Annotated in this window: 21 protein-coding genes; 9 read left to right on the top strand and 12 right to left on the bottom strand. The window is 36.6% G+C overall.

The features are described from left to right. Nucleotides 1–15 precede the first annotated feature (15 nt). The 4 genes from ntdP to mutY form a co-directional block, all read right to left on the bottom strand. The gene (gene ntdP, locus C406_RS0113390) at nt 16–561 is read right to left on the bottom strand and encodes a nucleoside tri-diphosphate phosphatase (RefSeq protein WP_017381152.1); all 546 of its coding nucleotides are present in this window, start codon (nt 559–561) and stop codon (nt 16–18) included. Nucleotides 562–701: 140 nt separating this feature from the next. After that, complete coding sequence (locus tag C406_RS0113385; RefSeq protein ID WP_017381151.1) at nt 702–1,070, bottom strand: gamma-type small acid-soluble spore protein; 369 nt, start codon at nt 1,068–1,070, stop codon at nt 702–704. Nucleotides 1,071–1,138: 68 nt separating this feature from the next. Beyond that, nucleotides 1,139–1,885 carry an enoyl-[acyl-carrier-protein] reductase FabL gene (gene fabL, locus C406_RS0113380; RefSeq protein ID WP_017381150.1) on the bottom strand — a complete coding sequence of 249 codons (747 nt, stop codon included), beginning with the start codon at nt 1,883–1,885 and terminating at the stop codon, nt 1,139–1,141. A 1-nt stretch (nt 1,886) separates the two neighbouring features. Further along, nucleotides 1,887–2,948: an A/G-specific adenine glycosylase gene (mutY, locus tag C406_RS0113375; RefSeq protein ID WP_017381149.1), complete on the bottom strand. Its 1,062-nt coding sequence runs from the start codon at nt 2,946–2,948 to the stop codon at nt 1,887–1,889. A 163-nt stretch (nt 2,949–3,111) separates the two neighbouring features. On the opposite strand from mutY, the gene C406_RS0113370 reads away from it, so the two are divergent. Next, nucleotides 3,112–4,092: a metal-dependent hydrolase gene (locus C406_RS0113370; protein WP_017381148.1), complete on the top strand. Its 981-nt coding sequence runs from the start codon at nt 3,112–3,114 to the stop codon at nt 4,090–4,092. A gap of 65 nt (nt 4,093–4,157) precedes the next feature. Here the strand turns inward: C406_RS0113370 and C406_RS0113365 are convergent, their stop codons facing one another. The 3 genes from C406_RS0113365 to recX are packed head-to-tail and all read right to left on the bottom strand — an operon-like array spanning nt 4,158 to nt 5,563. Then, entirely contained in the window at nt 4,158–4,427 is a 270-nt protein-coding gene (locus C406_RS0113365; protein WP_017381147.1) for a YfhJ family protein, read from the bottom strand. Nucleotide 4,428: 1 nt separating this feature from the next. After that, complete coding sequence (locus C406_RS0113360; RefSeq protein WP_017381146.1) at nt 4,429–4,761, bottom strand: YfhH family protein; 333 nt, start codon at nt 4,759–4,761, stop codon at nt 4,429–4,431. Continuing rightward, nucleotides 4,751–5,563, bottom strand: coding sequence for a recombination regulator RecX (recX, locus tag C406_RS0113355; RefSeq protein ID WP_017381145.1), 813 nt, complete (start codon nt 5,561–5,563; stop codon nt 4,751–4,753). The genes C406_RS0113360 and recX overlap by 11 nt, the downstream gene beginning before the upstream one ends. 122 nt (nt 5,564–5,685) lie before the next feature. On the opposite strand from recX, the gene C406_RS0113350 reads away from it, so the two are divergent. From C406_RS0113350 to rlmD, 3 genes are read left to right on the top strand one after another with little or no spacing between them, the layout of a single operon-like run. Next, nucleotides 5,686–6,585: a TIGR01777 family oxidoreductase gene (locus C406_RS0113350; protein ID WP_017381144.1), complete on the top strand. Its 900-nt coding sequence runs from the start codon at nt 5,686–5,688 to the stop codon at nt 6,583–6,585. 47 nt (nt 6,586–6,632) lie between these two features. Then, nucleotides 6,633–7,436 (top strand): polysaccharide deacetylase family protein, encoded by an 804-nt coding sequence (locus C406_RS0113345; protein ID WP_017381143.1) that lies wholly within the window; start codon nt 6,633–6,635, stop codon nt 7,434–7,436. A gap of 52 nt (nt 7,437–7,488) precedes the next feature. Next, complete coding sequence (gene rlmD, locus C406_RS0113340; protein WP_017381142.1) at nt 7,489–8,868, top strand: 23S rRNA (uracil(1939)-C(5))-methyltransferase RlmD; 1,380 nt, start codon at nt 7,489–7,491, stop codon at nt 8,866–8,868. A 276-nt stretch (nt 8,869–9,144) separates the two neighbouring features. Here the strand turns inward: rlmD and C406_RS0113335 are convergent, their stop codons facing one another. After that, a complete protein-coding gene (locus tag C406_RS0113335) occupies nt 9,145–10,323 on the bottom strand; it encodes an MFS transporter (protein ID WP_017381141.1) in 1,179 nt (392 codons plus the stop codon). Between the two features lie 83 nt (nt 10,324–10,406). On the opposite strand from C406_RS0113335, the gene C406_RS0113330 reads away from it, so the two are divergent. From C406_RS0113330 to C406_RS0113315, 4 genes are all read left to right on the top strand, one after another. Then, the gene (locus tag C406_RS0113330; RefSeq protein ID WP_017381140.1) at nt 10,407–10,790 is read left to right on the top strand and encodes an OsmC family protein; all 384 of its coding nucleotides are present in this window, start codon (nt 10,407–10,409) and stop codon (nt 10,788–10,790) included. 339 nt (nt 10,791–11,129) lie between these two features. Beyond that, entirely contained in the window at nt 11,130–11,315 is a 186-nt protein-coding gene (locus tag C406_RS0113325; protein WP_017381139.1) for an SE1561 family protein, read from the top strand. A gap of 122 nt (nt 11,316–11,437) precedes the next feature. Then, the gene (locus tag C406_RS0113320) at nt 11,438–12,979 is read left to right on the top strand and encodes a fumarate hydratase (RefSeq protein ID WP_017381138.1); all 1,542 of its coding nucleotides are present in this window, start codon (nt 11,438–11,440) and stop codon (nt 12,977–12,979) included. A 151-nt stretch (nt 12,980–13,130) separates the two neighbouring features. After that, nucleotides 13,131–15,035 (top strand): heavy metal translocating P-type ATPase, encoded by a 1,905-nt coding sequence (locus tag C406_RS0113315; RefSeq protein ID WP_017381137.1) that lies wholly within the window; start codon nt 13,131–13,133, stop codon nt 15,033–15,035. 13 nt (nt 15,036–15,048) lie between these two features. Here the strand turns inward: C406_RS0113315 and C406_RS0113310 are convergent, their stop codons facing one another. Further along, nucleotides 15,049–16,026: a YihY/virulence factor BrkB family protein gene (locus C406_RS0113310; RefSeq protein WP_017381136.1), complete on the bottom strand. Its 978-nt coding sequence runs from the start codon at nt 16,024–16,026 to the stop codon at nt 15,049–15,051. Between the two features lie 16 nt (nt 16,027–16,042). After that, nucleotides 16,043–16,459 carry a YtxH domain-containing protein gene (locus C406_RS0113305; protein ID WP_017381135.1) on the bottom strand — a complete coding sequence of 139 codons (417 nt, stop codon included), beginning with the start codon at nt 16,457–16,459 and terminating at the stop codon, nt 16,043–16,045. 143 nt (nt 16,460–16,602) lie between these two features. Here C406_RS0113305 and C406_RS0113300 point away from each other — a divergent pair, with 143 nt between their 5' ends. Beyond that, nucleotides 16,603–16,824, top strand: coding sequence for a DUF1128 domain-containing protein (locus C406_RS0113300; RefSeq protein WP_017381134.1), 222 nt, complete (start codon nt 16,603–16,605; stop codon nt 16,822–16,824). A 24-nt stretch (nt 16,825–16,848) separates the two neighbouring features. On the opposite strand, the gene C406_RS0113295 is transcribed toward C406_RS0113300, so the two are convergent. Both C406_RS0113295 and C406_RS0113290 read right to left on the bottom strand, forming a co-directional pair. Then, a complete protein-coding gene (locus tag C406_RS0113295; RefSeq protein ID WP_017381133.1) occupies nt 16,849–17,838 on the bottom strand; it encodes a class I SAM-dependent methyltransferase in 990 nt (329 codons plus the stop codon). 71 nt (nt 17,839–17,909) lie between these two features. Then, on the bottom strand, nt 17,910–19,217 hold the full coding sequence (locus tag C406_RS0113290; protein ID WP_017381132.1) for an FAD-dependent oxidoreductase: 1,308 nt from the start codon (nt 19,215–19,217) through the stop codon (nt 17,910–17,912). Nucleotides 19,218–19,613: the final 396 nt, after the last annotated feature.

Here is a 19,613-nt window from a genome sequence, read left to right as displayed (position 1 = left end):
TTCAACAGGTATAATTTACTCTCTTATTCGCAATTGCTTGTGAAATAGATAACGGTTTGTCCACACTTCTATAAAGTCTGTCGCAAATGGTCCTTTGCGTTGCTTAATCCAACCAATTAATTTTTCCACATTGCGATGTAAGATCATATCGATTTCATCAGGGTAATTCATTTCTTTTTTATGATCTTCAAATTCGTCTTCATCCAGAATCGTATAAGTCATATCAGGAAAGACTTTTACATCCAAATCGTAATCAATGTATTTTAATGATTGGGAATCGTAAATAAATGGGGAACTAATATTGCAGTAATAGTACACACCATCTTCACGCAACATACAAATGATATTGAACCAATGCTCCGCATGAAAATAACAAATTGATGGTTCACGTGTCAACCACGTCCGTCCGTCAGATTCCGTAACAAGGGTTCTTTCGTTCGCACCAATGACAATATTCCTTGTCCCTTTCAGAACCATAGTTTCTTGCCAGACGCGGTGGATTTTGCCGTTATGTTTGTAGCTATGGATTTGAATCGTTTCTCCTTCTGTTGGTATTAACATGGATAAGCCACCTTTTCGTCTAAGCACAAATTATATATTTTATTGATTATGTTCTCATTATAACAACCCCCACCCAAAAACTGCAAAAAAAATCAGCGAAGGCATAAATGCCTTCACTGATTTAGTACTAAAATAACGTATTATTTTGTTGAGTTTGTTGAACGGTTAGCTTGTGGTCCAGAAGCATTATTTTTCTTCTGAGCCGATTGTTGATTTTGTTTTTTCACTTCATTTACATCTGTAGCGAACTCACTACGATTATTTTGTGATGCTGAAGTTTGTTGTGCATAGTTGTTGCCTTGTTGCGCTGTTCCTTGTTGCGCTGATTGTTGATTTTGTTTAATTACTTCATTTACATTTGTTTCAGAAGCAAATTCACTTCGACTTCCTTGTGAAGGCATTTGAGCATTGTTTCCTTGTGGTGTTGAAGCTTTTTGGCTAGATTTTTGATTTTGTTTTCTTACTTCATTTGCATTTGTTGGTTGGTTGCTGTCATTTCGATTTGCCATTATTTTTCACCTCCATACTAATTATTATGTGTAGGAAGATGAATTCTTATTCTCTAATTTTTTTTTTTTTACAAAACAATCGAACGTCCACCATCAACAATAATTGTTTGTCCACGAATCATATCTGATCCATCAGAAATTAAAAACATAGTGGTTTTTACCATATCATCAATTTCAACCATTCGACCTGCTGGCGTATTTTTTCTTGCATCTTCTAATAATTCTTCACGATTTGGAAAATGCTTTAAAGCATCGGTATCAAGTGCTCCACCCGAAACAGTATTAACTGCTATGCCTTTTGTCGCGAGTTCAACAGCTAAATATCGTGTAATTGATTCGATTGCAGCTTTTGATACGCCAACCGTTGTATAGTTTTCTAAATAACGAATTGAACCTAATGAACTGATTCCAACGATTTTGCCGCCTCTATCCATTAATTTTGCCGCCTCTTGCGCACCAAATAACATCGCTTTAGCGTTTATGTTCATTGTCCAGTCCCAATGAGACTCTTCTAATTCCATTACAGGTCTAAGAACTCCTGATGCTGCGTTACTTACAAAAACATCCAAACGTCCAAATTCCTCACGAATTGTTTCAAACATTGCTTTTAATTTTTTAACGTCTCCTACATTCGCACGTATAAGGAGTGCCTTTTGACCAAGAGCTTCAATTTCTTTTACCGTATCAAGTGCAGCTGATTTGCTCCTAGCATAGTTAACAACAATATCATATCCGTTTTTTGCAAGTTCAATCGCTATTGCCTTACCAAGTCCTCGGCTACTTCCCGTGACAAGTGCTACTTTGTTTTCTGTCATATTAATTTCCCCTTTCAATATATGCCTGCCAAATTTTCAACATAGGAACAGGCATTGGTACTTCTTTTATTTCTTCTATTGTTAACCATTTACATGTTTCAAGTAAACTATCTTCAGTTGAGCGTCCAACAAAACAATTCATTTCCCATGTTAAATGAGAAAAGACATGTTTAAAAGGTCCTAAATCAATTTCTTTTGTGAAATGTATGCCGTACCTGTTATCCAATAACGGAATAGTATCCGCTTCTTTTGTTGCAAGTTCAATCATTGGAAACTGATACATATTTGCTAATAAACCTTTTTCAGCCCTTTTTTCCATAAGAAATTGTTTCTTATCATTTTGGACAACATAGATATCATAATGCATCGCTTTTGTTTTTTTGTTTTTTGTTTTTACTGGCAAGTTATTTTGTTCACCTACATAATAAGCTGTACAGTTGTCACGCACTGGACATAATAAACACTTTGGCGATGTCGGTGTACAAATAACAGCACCTAATTCCATTAAACCTTGATTAAAAGATGAAGGGTCTTGTGAATCAATTATTTCAGTAACAGCCAGTTCAAAGGTTTTTCTGGTTTTCGGCTTGGCAATATCTTCTTTTATGAGCAGAACGCGTGATAATACACGCATTACATTTCCATCAACAGCATGTTCTGGCTTGCCATAAGCTATACTTAGAATGGCACCTGCTGTATAAGGTCCCACACCTTTTAATGATGAAATCTCATTTCTGGTTGTTGGCACAATACTATTATAAGTCTCAACTACTTCTCGCACGCCAGCCTGCAAGTTTCTTGCACGTGAATAGTAGCCAAGTCCTTCCCATTGTTTCAATAGTTTTTCTTCATTGGCGTTTGCTAAGTCTTCCATTGTAGGAAAGATGTCAATAAAACGATTATAATAGGGTATAACTGTATCTACTCTCGTTTGCTGAAGCATGATTTCAGATACCCATATTTTATATGGATCATTTGTCTCTCTCCATGGAAGATTACGCTTTTCTTCTAAGTACCAATCAATTAAGGACTTTCTAAAGGTAATTTTATTAAATTCATTCATAATTTGCACCCACATTCCATTGATTACATGCTTACCAAATTGGGTATACCAAATTGGACAGTACAATCAATAATAAAAAGTCTTGCTCATTGTTATTTTACTAAAATTATCTTATGATGAACAAAATTATTCGGATTATCTCCGTTCAAAGGAGTTGAAACAGTTGGATACTGGTACTCATATCGTTATGGGAATTGCTTTAGGTGGACTTGCTATGATTGACCCAGTCGTTGCCACTCATTCAGTGACTGCAACTGCTGTTGTAGCAGGAGCTATCGTCGGATCACTAGCCCCTGACGTAGATACAGTATTAAAATTACGCAATAATGCTGTATATATTCGTCATCATCGAGGCATAACGCATTCAATTCCCGCTGTTTTATTATGGCCAATAGCTATCACAGGAGTCATTCATTTTATAGTACCAGAAGCTAATCTTCTGCATTTATGGCTATGGACTTTTCTTGCTGTTTTTTTACACGTATTTGTCGACATTTTCAATTCATATGGAACTCAAGCACTTCGCCCCTTTTCTTCTAAGTGGGTAGCGCTTGGTGTTATTAATACATTTGATCCAATTATTTTCTTATTACACGTAGTAGCTTTAATGTTTTGGGCATTCGGAGCAAATCCAGTATTCACAATTCTGTTATTATATGGAATAGTTTTTTTGTATTACTTGCTCAGGTTCTCTGTACAACATGCAGTCAAACATGCAGTTAGAAATACCATTCCAAGTGCCGAAGAAATCATCATCGCCCCAACAATTCGATTTTTCCAATGGCGGATTGCCGCAATTTCAAAAACTCATCACTATGTAGGTAGAGCTTATGGACGGTCTATCAATATTTATGATAAATTTGATCGTAAGCCAATTCCAGATTCACCACTTGTTAAAGCTGCATTACAAGATAAAAATTTACAGGCTTTCATTTCATTCTCTCCGATTTATCGTTGGGAGATTGCGCAGCATGAGCATATTCATGAAGTGCGCTTAATCGATTTACGCTACCGTAGTAACGATTATTATCCATTCGTTGCAGTTGTCCACTTAAATGAAGACTTGGAAATACTTAATTCATACACAGGTTGGATTTTTAGTGAAGACAAACTTCGTAAAAAATTAGACTTTATGTCTAACTAGAAAAGCGTAGCCAGTCCATTTTATGAAAATAAAAAGTACACGACTCTAAACGTCGTGTACTTTTCTTACTGTATAAGATCGTCTTCTATATTAAGTAAATGAGCATATTTTGGGTTATTTCCTGCAAACTCATGTATGCGGTCCCCATAACTATTGATCCACTGACGAATGACTTTTTCTGTTACATCGGAACCTTTGTAATCATACCCTGCTTTCGCATAGGATGATTCAAAATCTGACCATAATAATTCAATCCACACACGGGCCTTAGATACAGAAAGCTCCTCGTTTTTTGTAGCAAGTTCTTGTACTAATTGTTCAATTCTTTGTTGCATTTTATTTACCCTCCTTTAATGATTTCAACATGGATATTGGCAAAGCTTCAATAAATTTTTCACCACCCATACGGTAGCCCCATGCAAATCTGCCTTTTAAGTAATCTACTTGAAAAAAGATTCCTGGGTCTCCTTCTATACGGTAAATTTCTCCTGGGATAAACTGTGAAGGATCTATTAAATAAGCTTGTGCCATAATGGCTTTTCGTTCTAATACTGCATATTCATTAACATAGCCAAGTTGGCTAGCTTTCCGAGCTTTTTCAAGCAAGTTGGCTATCGTTTGTCGTAACTCTGATTCATTCATTTGACTATATTTTTTTTCAATCTCCATCTTCTTCTAACTCCTTTTTTTCAATAAACATTTCAATTTGTTCAGAAGGAAATCCTTTTTGATACAGGGCTTGTTTGACTCTATTTTTCCGATCATATCCTGTGTATTTTATAGATACTTTACGCCAAATTTTGTCTCCTTGATCGGCAATCATTTCTTCCCACTCGTCTTGCTCTGTTTCAAATTCAATTTCCTCAATTACTTTGCTTATAGTGGCATACGAGTAGCCTTTACGCAACAAGGTATCTTGAATTTTTTGTTTCACTTGTCTTGGCGTTTTAGAAGATTGTTGATTAGCAATTTTTTCTGCCAATCCTTGTGCAATTTGAGTTTGGTCTTCTTCAGTATACGTTTTCAGCACTTCCTCTTGTAGGGATTTTTCGATTCCTTTTTTCTTTAGTTCTTGTTGAATAACACGTGGCCCCTTTTTACTCGTCTTCTTTTGCGTCTCGAGAAATGCTTTTGAGAAAGCTTCGTCATTTAAAAACCCTAAGTTATGTAATTTCTGAATGGCTTCTAGAACGACCGCTTCACCGTATTCTAAATCAAGCAATTTCTTCTTCACTTCATATTCGCTTCGCATTCGAAATGCTAAAAAGTGCAGCGCTTTGTTAAATGCTTTACGGATTTCATCATCAAAAACAATTTCATCGCGTTCCCAGTCTTCTAAAACTTTATTCTTAGTTAGTTGGTATTTTACGATTAACGATTCATCCACTGCAAATGCATATGCTTCCTCTATATAAATGTTATAGCGTTCTGTATTATTTTTTTGACGCGTTATTTTCGTGATAATTGCCACGTATTTCACCCCATGTTCTTTACATAAACAGTATACACATTATTAAGGACACATTCATTAGAGTACACTTAATCAAGAACGGGTATTATACATTTAACAAGTGAATTTGAGGAGGAATAGAAATGAAGGTTGCGATTACGGGCGGAAGTGGATTTGTCGGACAAGAGATTACAAAGCAATTAGCAGATAAAGGACATGAAGTATATATATTGTCTCGTTCTGATAAACCATCGAATGATATAGTACATATGGTTAAATGGCTTGGAGATGATGCTAAACCTGAAGAACAACTTGAAAATATAGATGCATGGATTAATTTAGCTGGTTCTTCAATAAATGAGGGACGCTGGACTGAAGAACAAAAACAAAAAATTTATGACAGTCGTATGAAAGCAACAGATGAAGTTCTTCGCATAATTGGAGCAGTAACAAAGAAACCATCTGTTCTTATAAATGCAAGTGCAATTGGTATTTATCCAACTTCGGAACAAGCAACTTATACAGAACACTCTTCTTCGCGGGGGGAAGATTTTCTTGCAAAAACTGTTGAAGATTGGGAGAAAAAAGCCTTAGAGGCTGAACAATTCGGAACAAGAGTTGCGTGTGGACGCTTTGGAATCATTCTTGGAAAAGAACAAGGCGCACTTCCTCAAATGGCTTTGCCATACAAAATTGGGGTTGGTGGAAAAGTCGGTTCAGGAAATCAATGGGTATCCTGGGTTCATGTATCAGACGTTGCCAAGTCCATTCTTTACGCAATTGAACATGACGATTTTAATGGTCCATTTAACGTGACTGCCCCCGACTCCAAACAAATGCATGATTTCGGTAAAATTTTAGGTGAAGTTTTACATCGCCCTCATTGGATGCCTGTTCCCGCTTTTGCTCTAAAACTTGTACTTGGAGAAAAGAGTCAATTAGTTTTAAAAGGACAGCGTGTGTTACCTGAGAAGTTATTACTACATGGATTTAAGTTCACTTATCCAGATTTACGAGATGCACTCAAAAATATTTATGCATAAGATGTTTAAGAAAACGCAACCTATCATAAAAGAAAGGTTGCGTTTTTATGTGGATAAAACATACTTTAGGAATTGTTGCTTCATGTACGATATTAACCTTAGGCATTTTATTAAACCCATTCCAAGTAGGCGCAGAGTCACTGCATTGGGGGTTTAAAAAAGGGGCTCAAGAAAAACAAGCTCAAGCTGGCGGGACATTTGACGAACTATTAAAAAAATACGGTGCTTTTTACAAAGGTTCTCCGGATGAAAAAATCTTATACCTCACATTTGATAATGGCTATGAAAATGGACATACCTCCCCCATATTGGATACATTGAAAAAAGAGAAAGTGCCTGGTACTTTTTTTCTGACAGGTCATTATGTTGAAAGTGCGACGGATTTAGTAAATCGAATGATTAAAGAAGGTCATGAAATCGGTAATCATTCTTACGGGCATCCGAATATGGCCAATTTGTCAGAAGCTCGTATGAAAGAAGAATGGCAAAAATTTGATCAGCTATTGGCTGAAAAAACAGATTTAAAGAAAACTCGTTTTGTACGTCCCCCCGAAGGAGTTTTCAGTGAGAATTTACTTGCCTATGGCAATGAACTCGGGTATCGTCATATGTTTTGGTCGGTAGCGTTTGTAGATTGGTATGCAGATCGACCTCAAGGAAAAGCATATGCTTACAATCATTTAATGAATCAAATCCATCCAGGTGCTATCATTTTGATGCACACAGTTTCACCTGATAATGCAGCTGCTTTACCTGATTTTATTCGAGATGCTAAAGCAAAAGGATATACTTTTTCATCTCTAGACTCACTAGTTAATGGATCAAGTGATATTCCGTTGTCTTTCCATTAACTCGTCTGTCCTATATACTATAGTCACCAGTAGTAAAGGACGTGAATACACTTTGTCACAACAAACAATTATTGAAGTAGGCCAAAAATTTCCACTTACAATCAAGAGACTTGGTATTAACGGAGAAGGTATTGGGTTTTTCAAGCGCAATGTCGTCTTTGTCAAAGGTGCACTTCCAGGAGAAGAAGTAACCGCTCAAGTCGAAGTCGTTAAACCTAATTTCTCAGAAGCAAAAATTCTTCAAATTCGTAAAGCTTCACCTCATCGACAAGAGGCGCCTTGTCCTGTTTATGAAGAATGTGGAGGCTGCCAATTGCAGCATATGACATATGAACAACAGTTAGTTGAAAAGCGCGATATGATCATGCAATCACTTGAACGCTATTTAAAAGACATTGCGACAAACATCGATGTTCGTCCAACAATAGGCATGGACAACCCATGGCAGTATCGCAATAAAAGCCAGTTCCAAGTTCGCAAGGTTGCCGACAAAGTACATGCCGGATTATTTGCAGAAGGCACACACCAATTATTAAATATAGATGAGTGTATTGTGCAACACCCGAACACAACACGCATTACGAATGCCGTGAAACGCATTCTTGAAAAGCTTAAAATCCCGATTTATGATGAAGATACGAATAATGGTTTAGTGAAAACAATCGTTGTCCGAACTGGTATTCAAACTGGGGAAATCCAGCTTGTACTCGTCACTACTCTTGCCGAAATGCCGAAACGTCAGCAACTCATTGATAAATTAATTGCCATTGACCCAGCTGTTGTATCGATTGTTCAAAATGTTAATTCGAAGCAAACTTCTTTAATTTTCGGAGAGCGTACAATTGTGCTTCATGGCAAAAAAACATTGCACGAAGAATTAGGCGAATTTTCTTTTGATTTATCAGCTCGTGCCTTTTTCCAACTAAACCCTACACAAACAGTTCGTCTATATAACGAAATCAAGTCTGCTGCTGCATTAACAGGACAAGAAACAGTTGTAGATGCATATTGTGGTGTAGGTACGATTGGTCTTTGGTTAGCTAAGGACGCAAAGGAAATTCGCGGTATGGACATCGTTGGGGATAGTATTTTTGATGCAAAGAAAAATGCGGAAAATCACGGTTTTACACATACTACTTACGAAACAGGAACAGCTGAAGAATGGCTTGCAACATGGAGCCGTGAAGGTTTTGTACCGGATGTATTAACAGTAGATCCTCCACGAACTGGTTTAGCAGATAGTTTGTTAAAAACAATATTAAATGTACGACCAAAACGCTTTGTCTACACATCATGTAATCCATCGACTTTAGCAAAAGATTTGAGTCAGTTGCGCAAAGTGTACGACATTCAATATATACAACCAGTTGATATGTTCCCTCAAACAGCACAAATTGAAAGTGTCACTCTTTTGGTTCGAAAAGCACTTTAAATATAGTCACGAATTCACTGAGCATGTTCATTTGAGCATGCTTTTTCTTTTTGTCTCAAATATAGGATTATTATTTTTAATTGTAGGGAATAACGACAATAAGTAGGATATTTTGATGATGGAGGAATTGACAATGAAGTCAAAGGGTTGAGGACAAATTACAAAATATTACAATTTCAAAGGTGTATCTCGAAAAAACTTATACTTTCTTACATCTTATATAAAGCAATTAGCTTTCAATAAACGCTTAAATTAAACAGCAAGCACACTCGATCGTCACGTCGATTGTACTTGCTGTTTTTTTGGCTTTATCAAACTCACTAAACTCAATGTCAATAAAAATAACGACAAAAGCCACAAAAAGCTAAAGCCCTCAAAAAATTGTAAAAAGACTCCGCCCATAAATGGTCCAGTTAAACTGCCAATGCTAAAGAAAATTCCACATAATAAATTTCCTGTTGGTAATAATGCTTTTGGGGTCAAATCAGTCATATACGAAATACCAAGAGAGAACGTTGACCCCACAAACAAACCCGCTAAAAGAAATGCAAAAACAAGTGTCCAAAAATTATTTTCAAGAAGTGCTGCGATGCTAAACGAAAAAGCTCCACCAAACAACGCAAACAGTACTACTTTTCTTCTTCCAATTCGATCACTTAAAGCACCCAAAGGCAACTGCGATAGTATCCCACCCGTTGAAAATGCCGCTAATACAATAGATACCATCGACAAATCGAAATCATTTCGAAGTGCATAGACTGGGAAAATGGCATGTAAACTAGACTCCAAAAAACCGTAACTAAACGGTGGAATAAATGCTACCCACGCAAATCCAATGGTTGCACCAAAACGTGCCCACGTCCCTCGCATCGTCGATGTATCATGCATATGTCCAGGGAAATCATTATCAATAAAAAACACAAGTGACCATGCAGCTAGACATAAAATACCAGATACAATAAAGGGTAACCCTTCATAAATAGATACGAGCGGCAAAAACAACGGGCCAGCTGCAAATCCAATACCAAAAGATAGTCCGTACAAAGCAATATTACGGCCTAGGCGTTCGTGTGGGGAAAAACTTGTAATCCAAGTTTGTGTTGAAAAATGAAGTGCGTGGTCTCCTATTCCGATAAATAACCGTAAAATAAACCAAAATACAACGCTTTTCCATAATGGAAATAATAACAATGAAACAAAAACTAACAAGCCTCCGAAAATGATGATCGGCTTATAACCATACCTTCGAAGAGGCTGTTCCATAAAGGGCGATATGAGAAGTGTACCTATGTATAACCCAGTTGCATTCAAACCGTTTAAAGATGAAGAAAGTCCATCTTGTTCGAAAATAACAGAAATGAGTGGTAACAACATCCCTTGTGAAAAACCAGAAATAGAGACGATTGCAACTAAAATCCAAAACCTTCTTTTCTCTAAGGCTGTAAATTGATTCATGGTGGCCCTCCTATATACAAGTTGAAATCATGTTCATTTCAACAAAGTTTCGGTACAATTCTACCATAAAGGAGGGATTCAAGTTGAAATATGTAATGACTGAAAATGGTTTTGAAACAGCTTTAGATTTTGGAATCCTAACGATTTCTGGTGACGAAACAAAAGGATTTAGACCTTATCAACTATTGGTTTCGTCTTTAGTTGGTTGTAGTGGTGGTGTCCTTCGAAAAGTTTGTGAGAAAATGCGTATGCCAATTGAGGAAATGGAGATCAATGTATTAGAAGTGATACGAAATCCTGAAGAAGCGAGTAAACTCGAAAAAGTACATATGCATTTTAAGCTTAAAGGTACTAATCTCGATACTACTAAACTACAAAAAGCAATGACGCTAACCAAAAAAAATTGTTCAATGGTGCGCTCTGTTGATCAATCTATGGTAGTCATCGAAACATTTGAACTTATTTAGACAATGTCAAAGGCTCAGTCTATGATCTGCGAACAGATGATTGGCTGAGCCTTTTAAATGTTACTAATATCCAATTGAGTTTCCATAAATCGAATTCACGGCTAAATGTGCGTGCCGGTGAAATGTTCGAACCCCCTCCTTCTAACTAAATAATTGATTGGTTTCGACTATTCACTACGGCCTCCCCTCTCTTGTTGAAGTAAGTTTACTTTAACATGTTATTAGAATTTTGTAAACATTCTAAATACATTAAATATTAAATTATTTCTTTAGTCCTACTCACGGTTGAAAATTAATGGCAGATTTGCTACGATATAAGTGTAAAGAGAGGTGTTTCATATGGGCAATGCTATTTCAAATAAAGAACAACAAGTAACATACTTAAAAGAACGTCTTCACATTTTCTTAGAAGTATTAGATTCAATTGAACCAGAAACGACTGAACTTGAAGATATTGATCGGATGATTGCTATGATGGATGATTTAGAACTGAAGATGGAACAATTTAAAAAATTATCTGAATGAACAAAAAGAGAGTGCCAATTGGCACTCTCTTTTCTTTGAAATCATTCCATTTTATAAATTCAAAAGAGTATAATGAAAAGTAGAAACATAACTAAGCAATGAAAGAAAGGAGTTTTACGTACATGTATTTAGAAACGTTGGAAAAAAGCATATATGAATTGATTACTGAAACATCTACGAACTTACCAAAAGATGTGCGTCGTGCAGTTAGTAAAGCAAAAGCTGCCGAAAATGCTGGAACTCGCGCTTCGATGAGTTTAGATACCATCACAAATAATATTCAAATGGCTGACGACAAGGTATCACCAATCTGTCAAGATACGGGAATGCCCACTTTTAAAATCAAAACACCAATTGGGGTTAACCAATTAGAGATTAAAGCTGCAATCAAACGTGCGATTGTATCTGCTACAAAAAACGCCAAACTGCGTCCAAACGCAGTGGATTCACTAACAGGCGAAAATAGTGGAGACAACTTAGGCGAAGGTGTTCCTGTCGTAAAGTTTGAACAATGGGAAAATGATTACATAGAGATGAAGCTTATTCTAAAAGGTGGAGGTTGTGAAAACAAAAATATTCAATACAGTCTCCCTACTGAACTCGAAGGTATCGGTCGTGCTGGTCGTGACCTAGATGGCATTAGAAAATGTATTCTTCACTCAGTCTATCAAGCACAAGGTCAAGGCTGTTCAGCTGGATTCATTGGTGTAGGAATCGGCGGCGATCGCGCTTCAGGATATGATTTAGCGAAAGAACAATTATTCCGTTCCGTTGATGATGTTAATTCAAATTCACAACTTGCTGAACTTGAAGAATATACTGTCGAAAAAGCGAATACATTGGGAATAGGCACAATGGGATTTGGCGGAGAAGCTACTTTACTAGGTTGTAAGATTGGTGTCATGCACCGAATACCTGCTAGTTTCTTTGTGTCTGTTGCATACAACTGTTGGGCATATCGTCGATTAGCGATCAACATTAATCCTACGACTGGCGAAATTAACGAATGGCAATTCCAAGAAGGCGAAAAAGTTGAGTTTAAGGACGAAGATAAAGTTGACCCAACTGAAGAAATAGCTACTAATTTTGTCGAACTTCGTGCGCCTGTTAGTGAGGAAGCAATTCGTAAACTAAAAGTTGGCGATGTAGTAAAAATTAGTGGGATGATGTACACGGGGCGTGATGCAATTCACAAATACTTATCTGATCACGATGCACCACTAGACTTAAATGGTCAAATCATTTATCACTGTGGCCCTGTCGTATTAAAAGACAAAGAAGGTAATTGGCAAATTAAAGCGGCAGGCCCTACCACTTCCATTCGAGAAGAGCCTTACCAAGGAGATATCATGAAAAAATTTGGTATTCGTGCGGTTATGGGTAAGGGTGGTATGGGTCCGAAAACGCTTGCTGCGCTTAGTGAACACGGTGGCGTATACTTAAATGCAATTGGTGGAGCCGCTCAATACTATGCTAACTGTATTACGGGTGTTGAAGGCGTTGACTTAATGCAATTTGGTCTTCCTGAAGCAATGTGGCATTTGCGCGTAGAAGACTTTACAGCAGTAGTCACAATGGACTCACACGGGAATAGTTTGCATGCAGATGTAGATAAATCTTCTCTCGAAAAATTAGCTCTATACAGTGAACGTGTATATAAATAATTTATTGAATTGATTTATGTAAATCGCCTATGTTATAATGATTATAAATTAATAATAATTCTAATAAATGCTGGTATTCCCTATGGGAGTGCCAGCTTTTCGTACATTAATAGGCATATGATATTGAATATCATTATCAGGAGGAATGAAAATGGAAGGTATTAAGCAACAAGATTCACCATCGATTCTCAGTCGATTAAAACCACATATTGAATTGATTGCAGCTCTCTTCTCTGGGGTCTTAATTCTTTTTGCTTGGTATTTTGCCAGAGGTGAAGAAAGTACCCTTTCCATTGCTTTATATTTAGCCGCCTTTCTAATAGGTGGATTTGCGCAAGCCAAAGAAGGCATTTTAAATACCATTCATCGAAGAGAGCTAAATGTAGAGTTACTCATGATTTTTGCTGCAATAGGTTCATCCATAATTGGCTATTGGGCTGAAGGTGCCATCCTTATTTTCATTTTTTCTTTGAGTGGTGCACTTGAAACATATACGATGAACAAAAGCAAAAAAGAATTATCCAGTTTGATGAATTTGCAACCTGAAGAAGCATGGCTACTTGATGCAAATGGAAAATCAAATCGCATCTTGGTTAATACCCTAGAAATAGGTAATCGTTTACTTGTCAAACCTGGCGATCGTATACCAGTTGATGGTGTGATTATTACCGGAAGTACTTCTATTGATGAAGCAGCTATAAGTGGTGAATCTATACCCGTTTCAAAACACGCAGGTGATGAAACGTTTGCGGGAACTGTGAATTTAAACGGTGTTTTAACAATCGAAATGACGAAATCTAGTAGTGAATCGTTAGTTCAAAAAATTATAGAACTTGTTCAATCCGCCCAAAGCGAAAAATCCCCTTCACAACAATTTATTGAACGGTTTGAAGGTAAATATGTGAAAATTGTTCTTATTACTGTTGGTTTGATGATGTTCCTCCCCCACTATTTATTCGATTGGGATTGGACTACTACATTCTATCGTGCAATGGTTTTACTTGTTGTTGCATCCCCTTGTGCACTAGTTGCTTCAATTATGCCCGCTACACTAGCTGCCATTTCAAACGGAGCGAAAAATGGTTTATTATTTAAAGGCGGAGTCCACTTAGAAAATATCGGTAATATGAAAGCAATTGCACTTGATAAGACTGGAACGCTCACACAAGGAAAGCCACTCGTAACAGATTTTATCGTTCGGGATGGGTTAGATGAACTGGCTGTTTTAACGAGTTTAGCGAGTATTGAATCACAATCCACACATCCATTGGCTCAAGCCATAACTTCATTTGCTATCAAGAAGGGTGTAATAACTTTCCCTATTACAAAAATGGAAGATGTACCAGGCTGGGGAATTAAGGCGGATATTGATCTGAAAGAATGGAAAGTAGGTAAATCACGTTTTGTAGGCTATGAAGAGGCAATGTCCTTTAGTAATGATGTAGCTTTTCATTTAGAGAATGAAGGAAAAACAGTCATTTTCGCGGCTGACCAAGACGGAATTATCGCAGTATTAGCGCTTAAAGACACGGTTCGACCTGAATCTAAAGAAGCCATTTCATTATTACGAAAAGCAGGTATTTACACAATTATGTTAACTGGTGATAATGAAAGAACAGCTAAAGTAATTGCAGAAGAAGCAGGCGTTGATCACTATATTGCTGAATGTTTACCAGAAACAAAAGTCTCACATATGAAAGAGCTTCTAGCGAAATACGGAAACGTTGGGATGGTTGGGGATGGTATAAATGATGCACCAGCTTTAGCCACCGCTACTCTTGGTATAGCCATGGGTCAAGGAACAGACGTTGCACTAGAGACTGCAGATGTTGTACTTATGAAAGATGATTTATCTCGTATTACGTATGCGATTCATTTGTCTCGGAAGATGAATCGTGTCGTAAAACAAAATGTCATTTTCTCCATATCGATTATTGTACTTTTAATCTTTAGTAATTTCTTTCAAATTATTAATTTGCCCCTTGGCGTAATCGGGCACGAAGGCAGTACCATTCTCGTTATCTTAAATGGGCTACGCTTACTTAAAATCAAATAAAAAGCAGGAGCATCTATATAACTGCTCCTGCTTTTTTCATCGCTAATTTTTCTTTTCTTTCTTGCATGACAGCATTAATTTGCCCGCCAACCATTAATATTGTTCCTGAGAAGTATAACCACATCATTAGTACGATAATTCCACCGATACTCCCGTATGTAGCAGAGTAATTAGCAAAACTACTAACATAAAATGAAAATGCTAGAGATACGAGAATCCACCCTAACGTAGCAAAGATGGCACCTGGTATTACACTTTTCAAATACAACTTTCGATTTGGTGCAATCCAGTATAACAACATGAAGACAACAAAAATCATTACTGGAGGAATCGTCCATCTAATACTATTCCAGACAGTTAAGAAACCTTGTTCGTATCCTAAATATGAGAATAAAAATATTCCAATCTGCTCTCCAAATACCGGCAATACTAAAGCAATTACAAACAGTGTAATGAGTAAAAGTGTAAAAATAATTGAAATACTTCTAGCAATAAGGAAAGGTCTTGTTTCTTCAAGGCTATACGAGCGATTAAGTGATTTAATCAAAGCATTCATACCATTTGATGCAGTCCAAATAGTTGCAAGTATCCCTACAGATAATAACCCACCATTTCGATTGGTAAGAACTTCATTTACTGTGCCATAGATGAGTTTATAAACTTCGTCTGGTGCATATGTACGTAAAATGCTAAAGAGCTGATCTTCTTGCAAATTTAAATAAGGAAGCAATGTCACCATAAAAATCAATAATGGAAATAATGATAGTAAAAAAAAGAAAGCAAGCTGTGCGCCTAGAGCCGTAACATCCAAATATTTAATTCTCGCTAATAACTCTTGAAAAAAACCTTTTGATGTTGTGACATCAAAAGGTACGTCCGGACCTTTATCTTTCTTTTTAAATTGCATTAACTTTATCTTATTTAAGAAATTATATGAGGAACGGGACTGTTTACTGCCCTTAGGTTGGATTGGTTGATTTTCGTTCGCCATGTAATCAGTTCCTTTCTTAAGAGAAAGAGCTGCCTTTCTCTTCATAAACTTCATCAGGTAAAACTGGCATTTCGAACTGATCTTCTTCATTCTTCACAATGGTTTTGTATTCTTCTTTAGAATGGACGAATGCATCCTTTGTATCTGTGACCAGTGTTTTCACTTGTGGAGTTAATGTCTTTAATTCGTCTACTTTAACCGATAAATATTGTGCATCTTGAGAAAACTGGTTATATACTGTATGGATTTGGTCTGCTTTTTCTTGTAATTTCATTTTCAAGTCTTCACGATTTTGCGAATAATACTTAACATCTGAGGAAACCGTTCTTATTTTATATTTAACCTCTTCACGCGTTACACGATCTAATAAACTTAATCCAGCGCCTGCAATTGCACCTATTACCATTCCTTTTACAAATTTACTTTCTTTCATTAATAAAACCTCCTAAGGTTAAAAGTCAATGTGCTTTAATATACCCAATTATATATGTATTAAAACAAAATGCTACTTGGATTTGACAATTTTTCAGTAGCATGAAATGATAAACTAATACCATTTGAAAGGCAGGAATGCAAATGAACTTAACTCAACCATCGCAAGAAAATGTTGAATACATGATTGAACAGATAAAAGACAAACTTCGTATGGTCAATGTAGATGCTATGAGATCCGAAAATTTTGATGAATCTCAATATGAAGACTTACACTATTTGTACAACATGGTTAAAAACCGGACAAAGTTCAGTCCGAGTGAAATGCAAGCTATCGCTTCAGAACTTGGATCACTTCGTAAATAACTGTACAAACGAAAACCTCTAGTTTTATCTAGAGGTTTTTTTGTATTGTATAACGTACCAACTTCCTTCACGAATGATAGTTTGTATACCTATCGAGGTTAAGTTTGCACCGATTCCCCATTGCTCTAATTGCTCTTTTTCAGGTAAGGAATACAAGTTTTCAAATGAATGAAAGAAGCTATTAAATGCAGCAACAAATGGTGGACTTTCTTCCCCACCAGAAATAGGTGTAACAACTGATAAAACGCCACCTTCACTTAACCAGTCACTTAAGCGCAAAAATAATTCTTGCCGCTTTTCGGGAGGAACATAGTGAATGATATTGTTCAATAATATTAAATCGTATGAAGTCTCCGGATCATATTCCCATAAATTAGCTTGATCAATTGAAACATTATCTAGTGATTGGGTTAATTTCATGGCCGTTTTAGCAACTGAATCACTAATCTCTATACCTTTGAACTTAGAATCAGGGAAACGTTCAGCAAGCCGTTTAATATAACCTCCCTCTCCACAACCAATGTCAAGAACTAACTGCTTAGTATTTCCTTTTAATAATTTCGAAATTTTTGGTAAAGCTATTACTTCTAAAAATCGACTTGTTTGAGCTACCGTATCAGCATGTTTATCCGCATCAAAGTGATTGCGCGTTTTATTTCGCATCATATCTGGATAAGCTAGTAAACTAGGAATATGTAATTCCATCATTTCTTTTAATATGACACCTGAAGACGATTCATCTTTTGGACGTGGTAACTTCCACATAGCTCCCGTTTTATATCGATTGCGGCTCATGGGTTTTAAATGACCAATCGACACTCCAACACTCATCCATTGATTAAGTAATATTTCATCGATTTGATAGGCATCCGCCACGTCGGCAACGGTTACGCCGCGCTCAAACGCTTTAAATAAATTAAGTTCATACCCTACGTATGCATGCCAGGAATATAAAAACGGAACATTTCGTTTCATCCACATACGCGCTTTAAACATTTTCATTATATCAACCATTGCCTATCCCTCCCATTTACTTAATCTTATTTAAATACACGTTTATTTTGAGATATAAACCTATCAATGTGCTATAAAAGGCCTTTCCATTTCCAAGGATAATCATCTTCCGCTGAAAACAACTTCATTTCTTTTTTGGCAACAGACAAATCTTTTTTTCTAGTTGGCATCATGCCACCTTGAATAAAACGATCTCTCACAGACTCTTTCCACATGCCTAGTCCAGATACATTTAACATTTGCTTGAAGTGAAGAACTGGATCTTCCTCCATTCGTTCAAAGGTCTTGCTGCGAATCCAACTTACCGGTTGAAATGGGAATGAATAGGCAAGTGCTGACAAATGGCTTAATTGAATTAAGTAATCAGCACGTTCTTTTCGAACGTATTCGAATTGCTCTAAATTATCTGGATGTAAAGATGACGATTTATACATATCTACCAATAATTCACCTAAAATATCGGCATCTTGGATAGCCATATTCATTCCTTCCCCTGCCATCGGATGTACAGCATGTGCTGCGTCTCCAATAATAACTTTATTGCCTTGTACATAGGAATTCGCATGATACATTATGGGAATCATTAATTGAATTTTTGACCAATCCGTAAGCTGTTGGACATAACCATCGATAGATGGCGCAAGATCTGTATACAATTTATGAAAGTGCGCAATTGGTTTTTCTTTAATTTTTTTAAAGTCACCTGCAGGAATTAAATAGACCGAACGTACTTGATTATCAGGCAGTGGAAATAACCCTAAGAATCGATTGTAACTAGAAAAAATTTGCCCTCCTACTAAGTCTGAAGGCCGAGGGAAAGTAACCGTAATAAAATGGTGATTATATTTAATCGGATCAACTTTAATACCCATCGCTTTGCGAGTAACAGATGCCCGTCCTTCTGCACCAATGAAGAAAGCTGCTTCTACTTGGAACTTTTCGTTTCCTTGCTGCACGATAGCCGTATTATTTTCAATTACCTTACAAGTTGCCTCATTATAATAACGAAAGTTTGGATATTTTTCCGCTTGCTTGAATATAATAGTTTTCAACTTTTCATGGTGAATCATGTAGGCTGCATTATATTTCCCAGGAATGACGGTGTAATCCATAAAAGACTGATCTTTCACTTTCAATGTTTTTGACAGTTCAATTAAATCAAGGACCTCAATAATTTGTGCATTCGAAGTGACTTGATTATAAACATGTAAACCATCAAAAATTTGCATGCTTTTTGGTTGCAATAACTCTCCTTTATAAATAGGTTGATTTCCTGTTAATTTTTCAACCATCACAACATTGATACCTGAACTTACCAGTTTTAATGCAAGCGTCAAGCCACCAATTCCGCCACCTGTAATGAATACATCAGTCTTCATACGAAAATCCCTCCTTACTTAGAAGTTCCTTTATCTTAAGTTTTTTAAACGTATGAATGTGCAAAAAATTCGGCTACAAGCTTTGATTTGCAGCTTTTCTTACGATGCGTCAAAGTAAAGCTAAAGCGTTCTCTGACTCTTAAACGTTTCCCGGTTCCTTTCATAAGAATATCTCCTGCTCCAGGGTTCTTACACAGTAATATTGGTTTGGACAACGAAAGAATCAATCCGTCTTTTGGTAAGAAGAATCTTCATCTGATGAAATTTTTGTCACTTGTCGATTCACAATAAGGTTTTTGAAGGGTAAAGAAAGTAAATTCTTTCCAAAGCATTCAGAATTCTCTTCAGTCCAAACTTTTTATACCGGCTAACTTTATAATCGAGTAGGAGGGAGTG

The sequence above is a fragment of the Paenisporosarcina sp. TG-14 genome, assembly GCF_000297555.1.
Taxonomy (GTDB): Bacteria; Bacillota; Bacilli; order Bacillales_A; family Planococcaceae; genus Paenisporosarcina; species Paenisporosarcina antarctica.
Note: the sequence above shows the minus strand (reverse complement) of the source record. Positions and strands in the feature narration are given on the sequence as shown.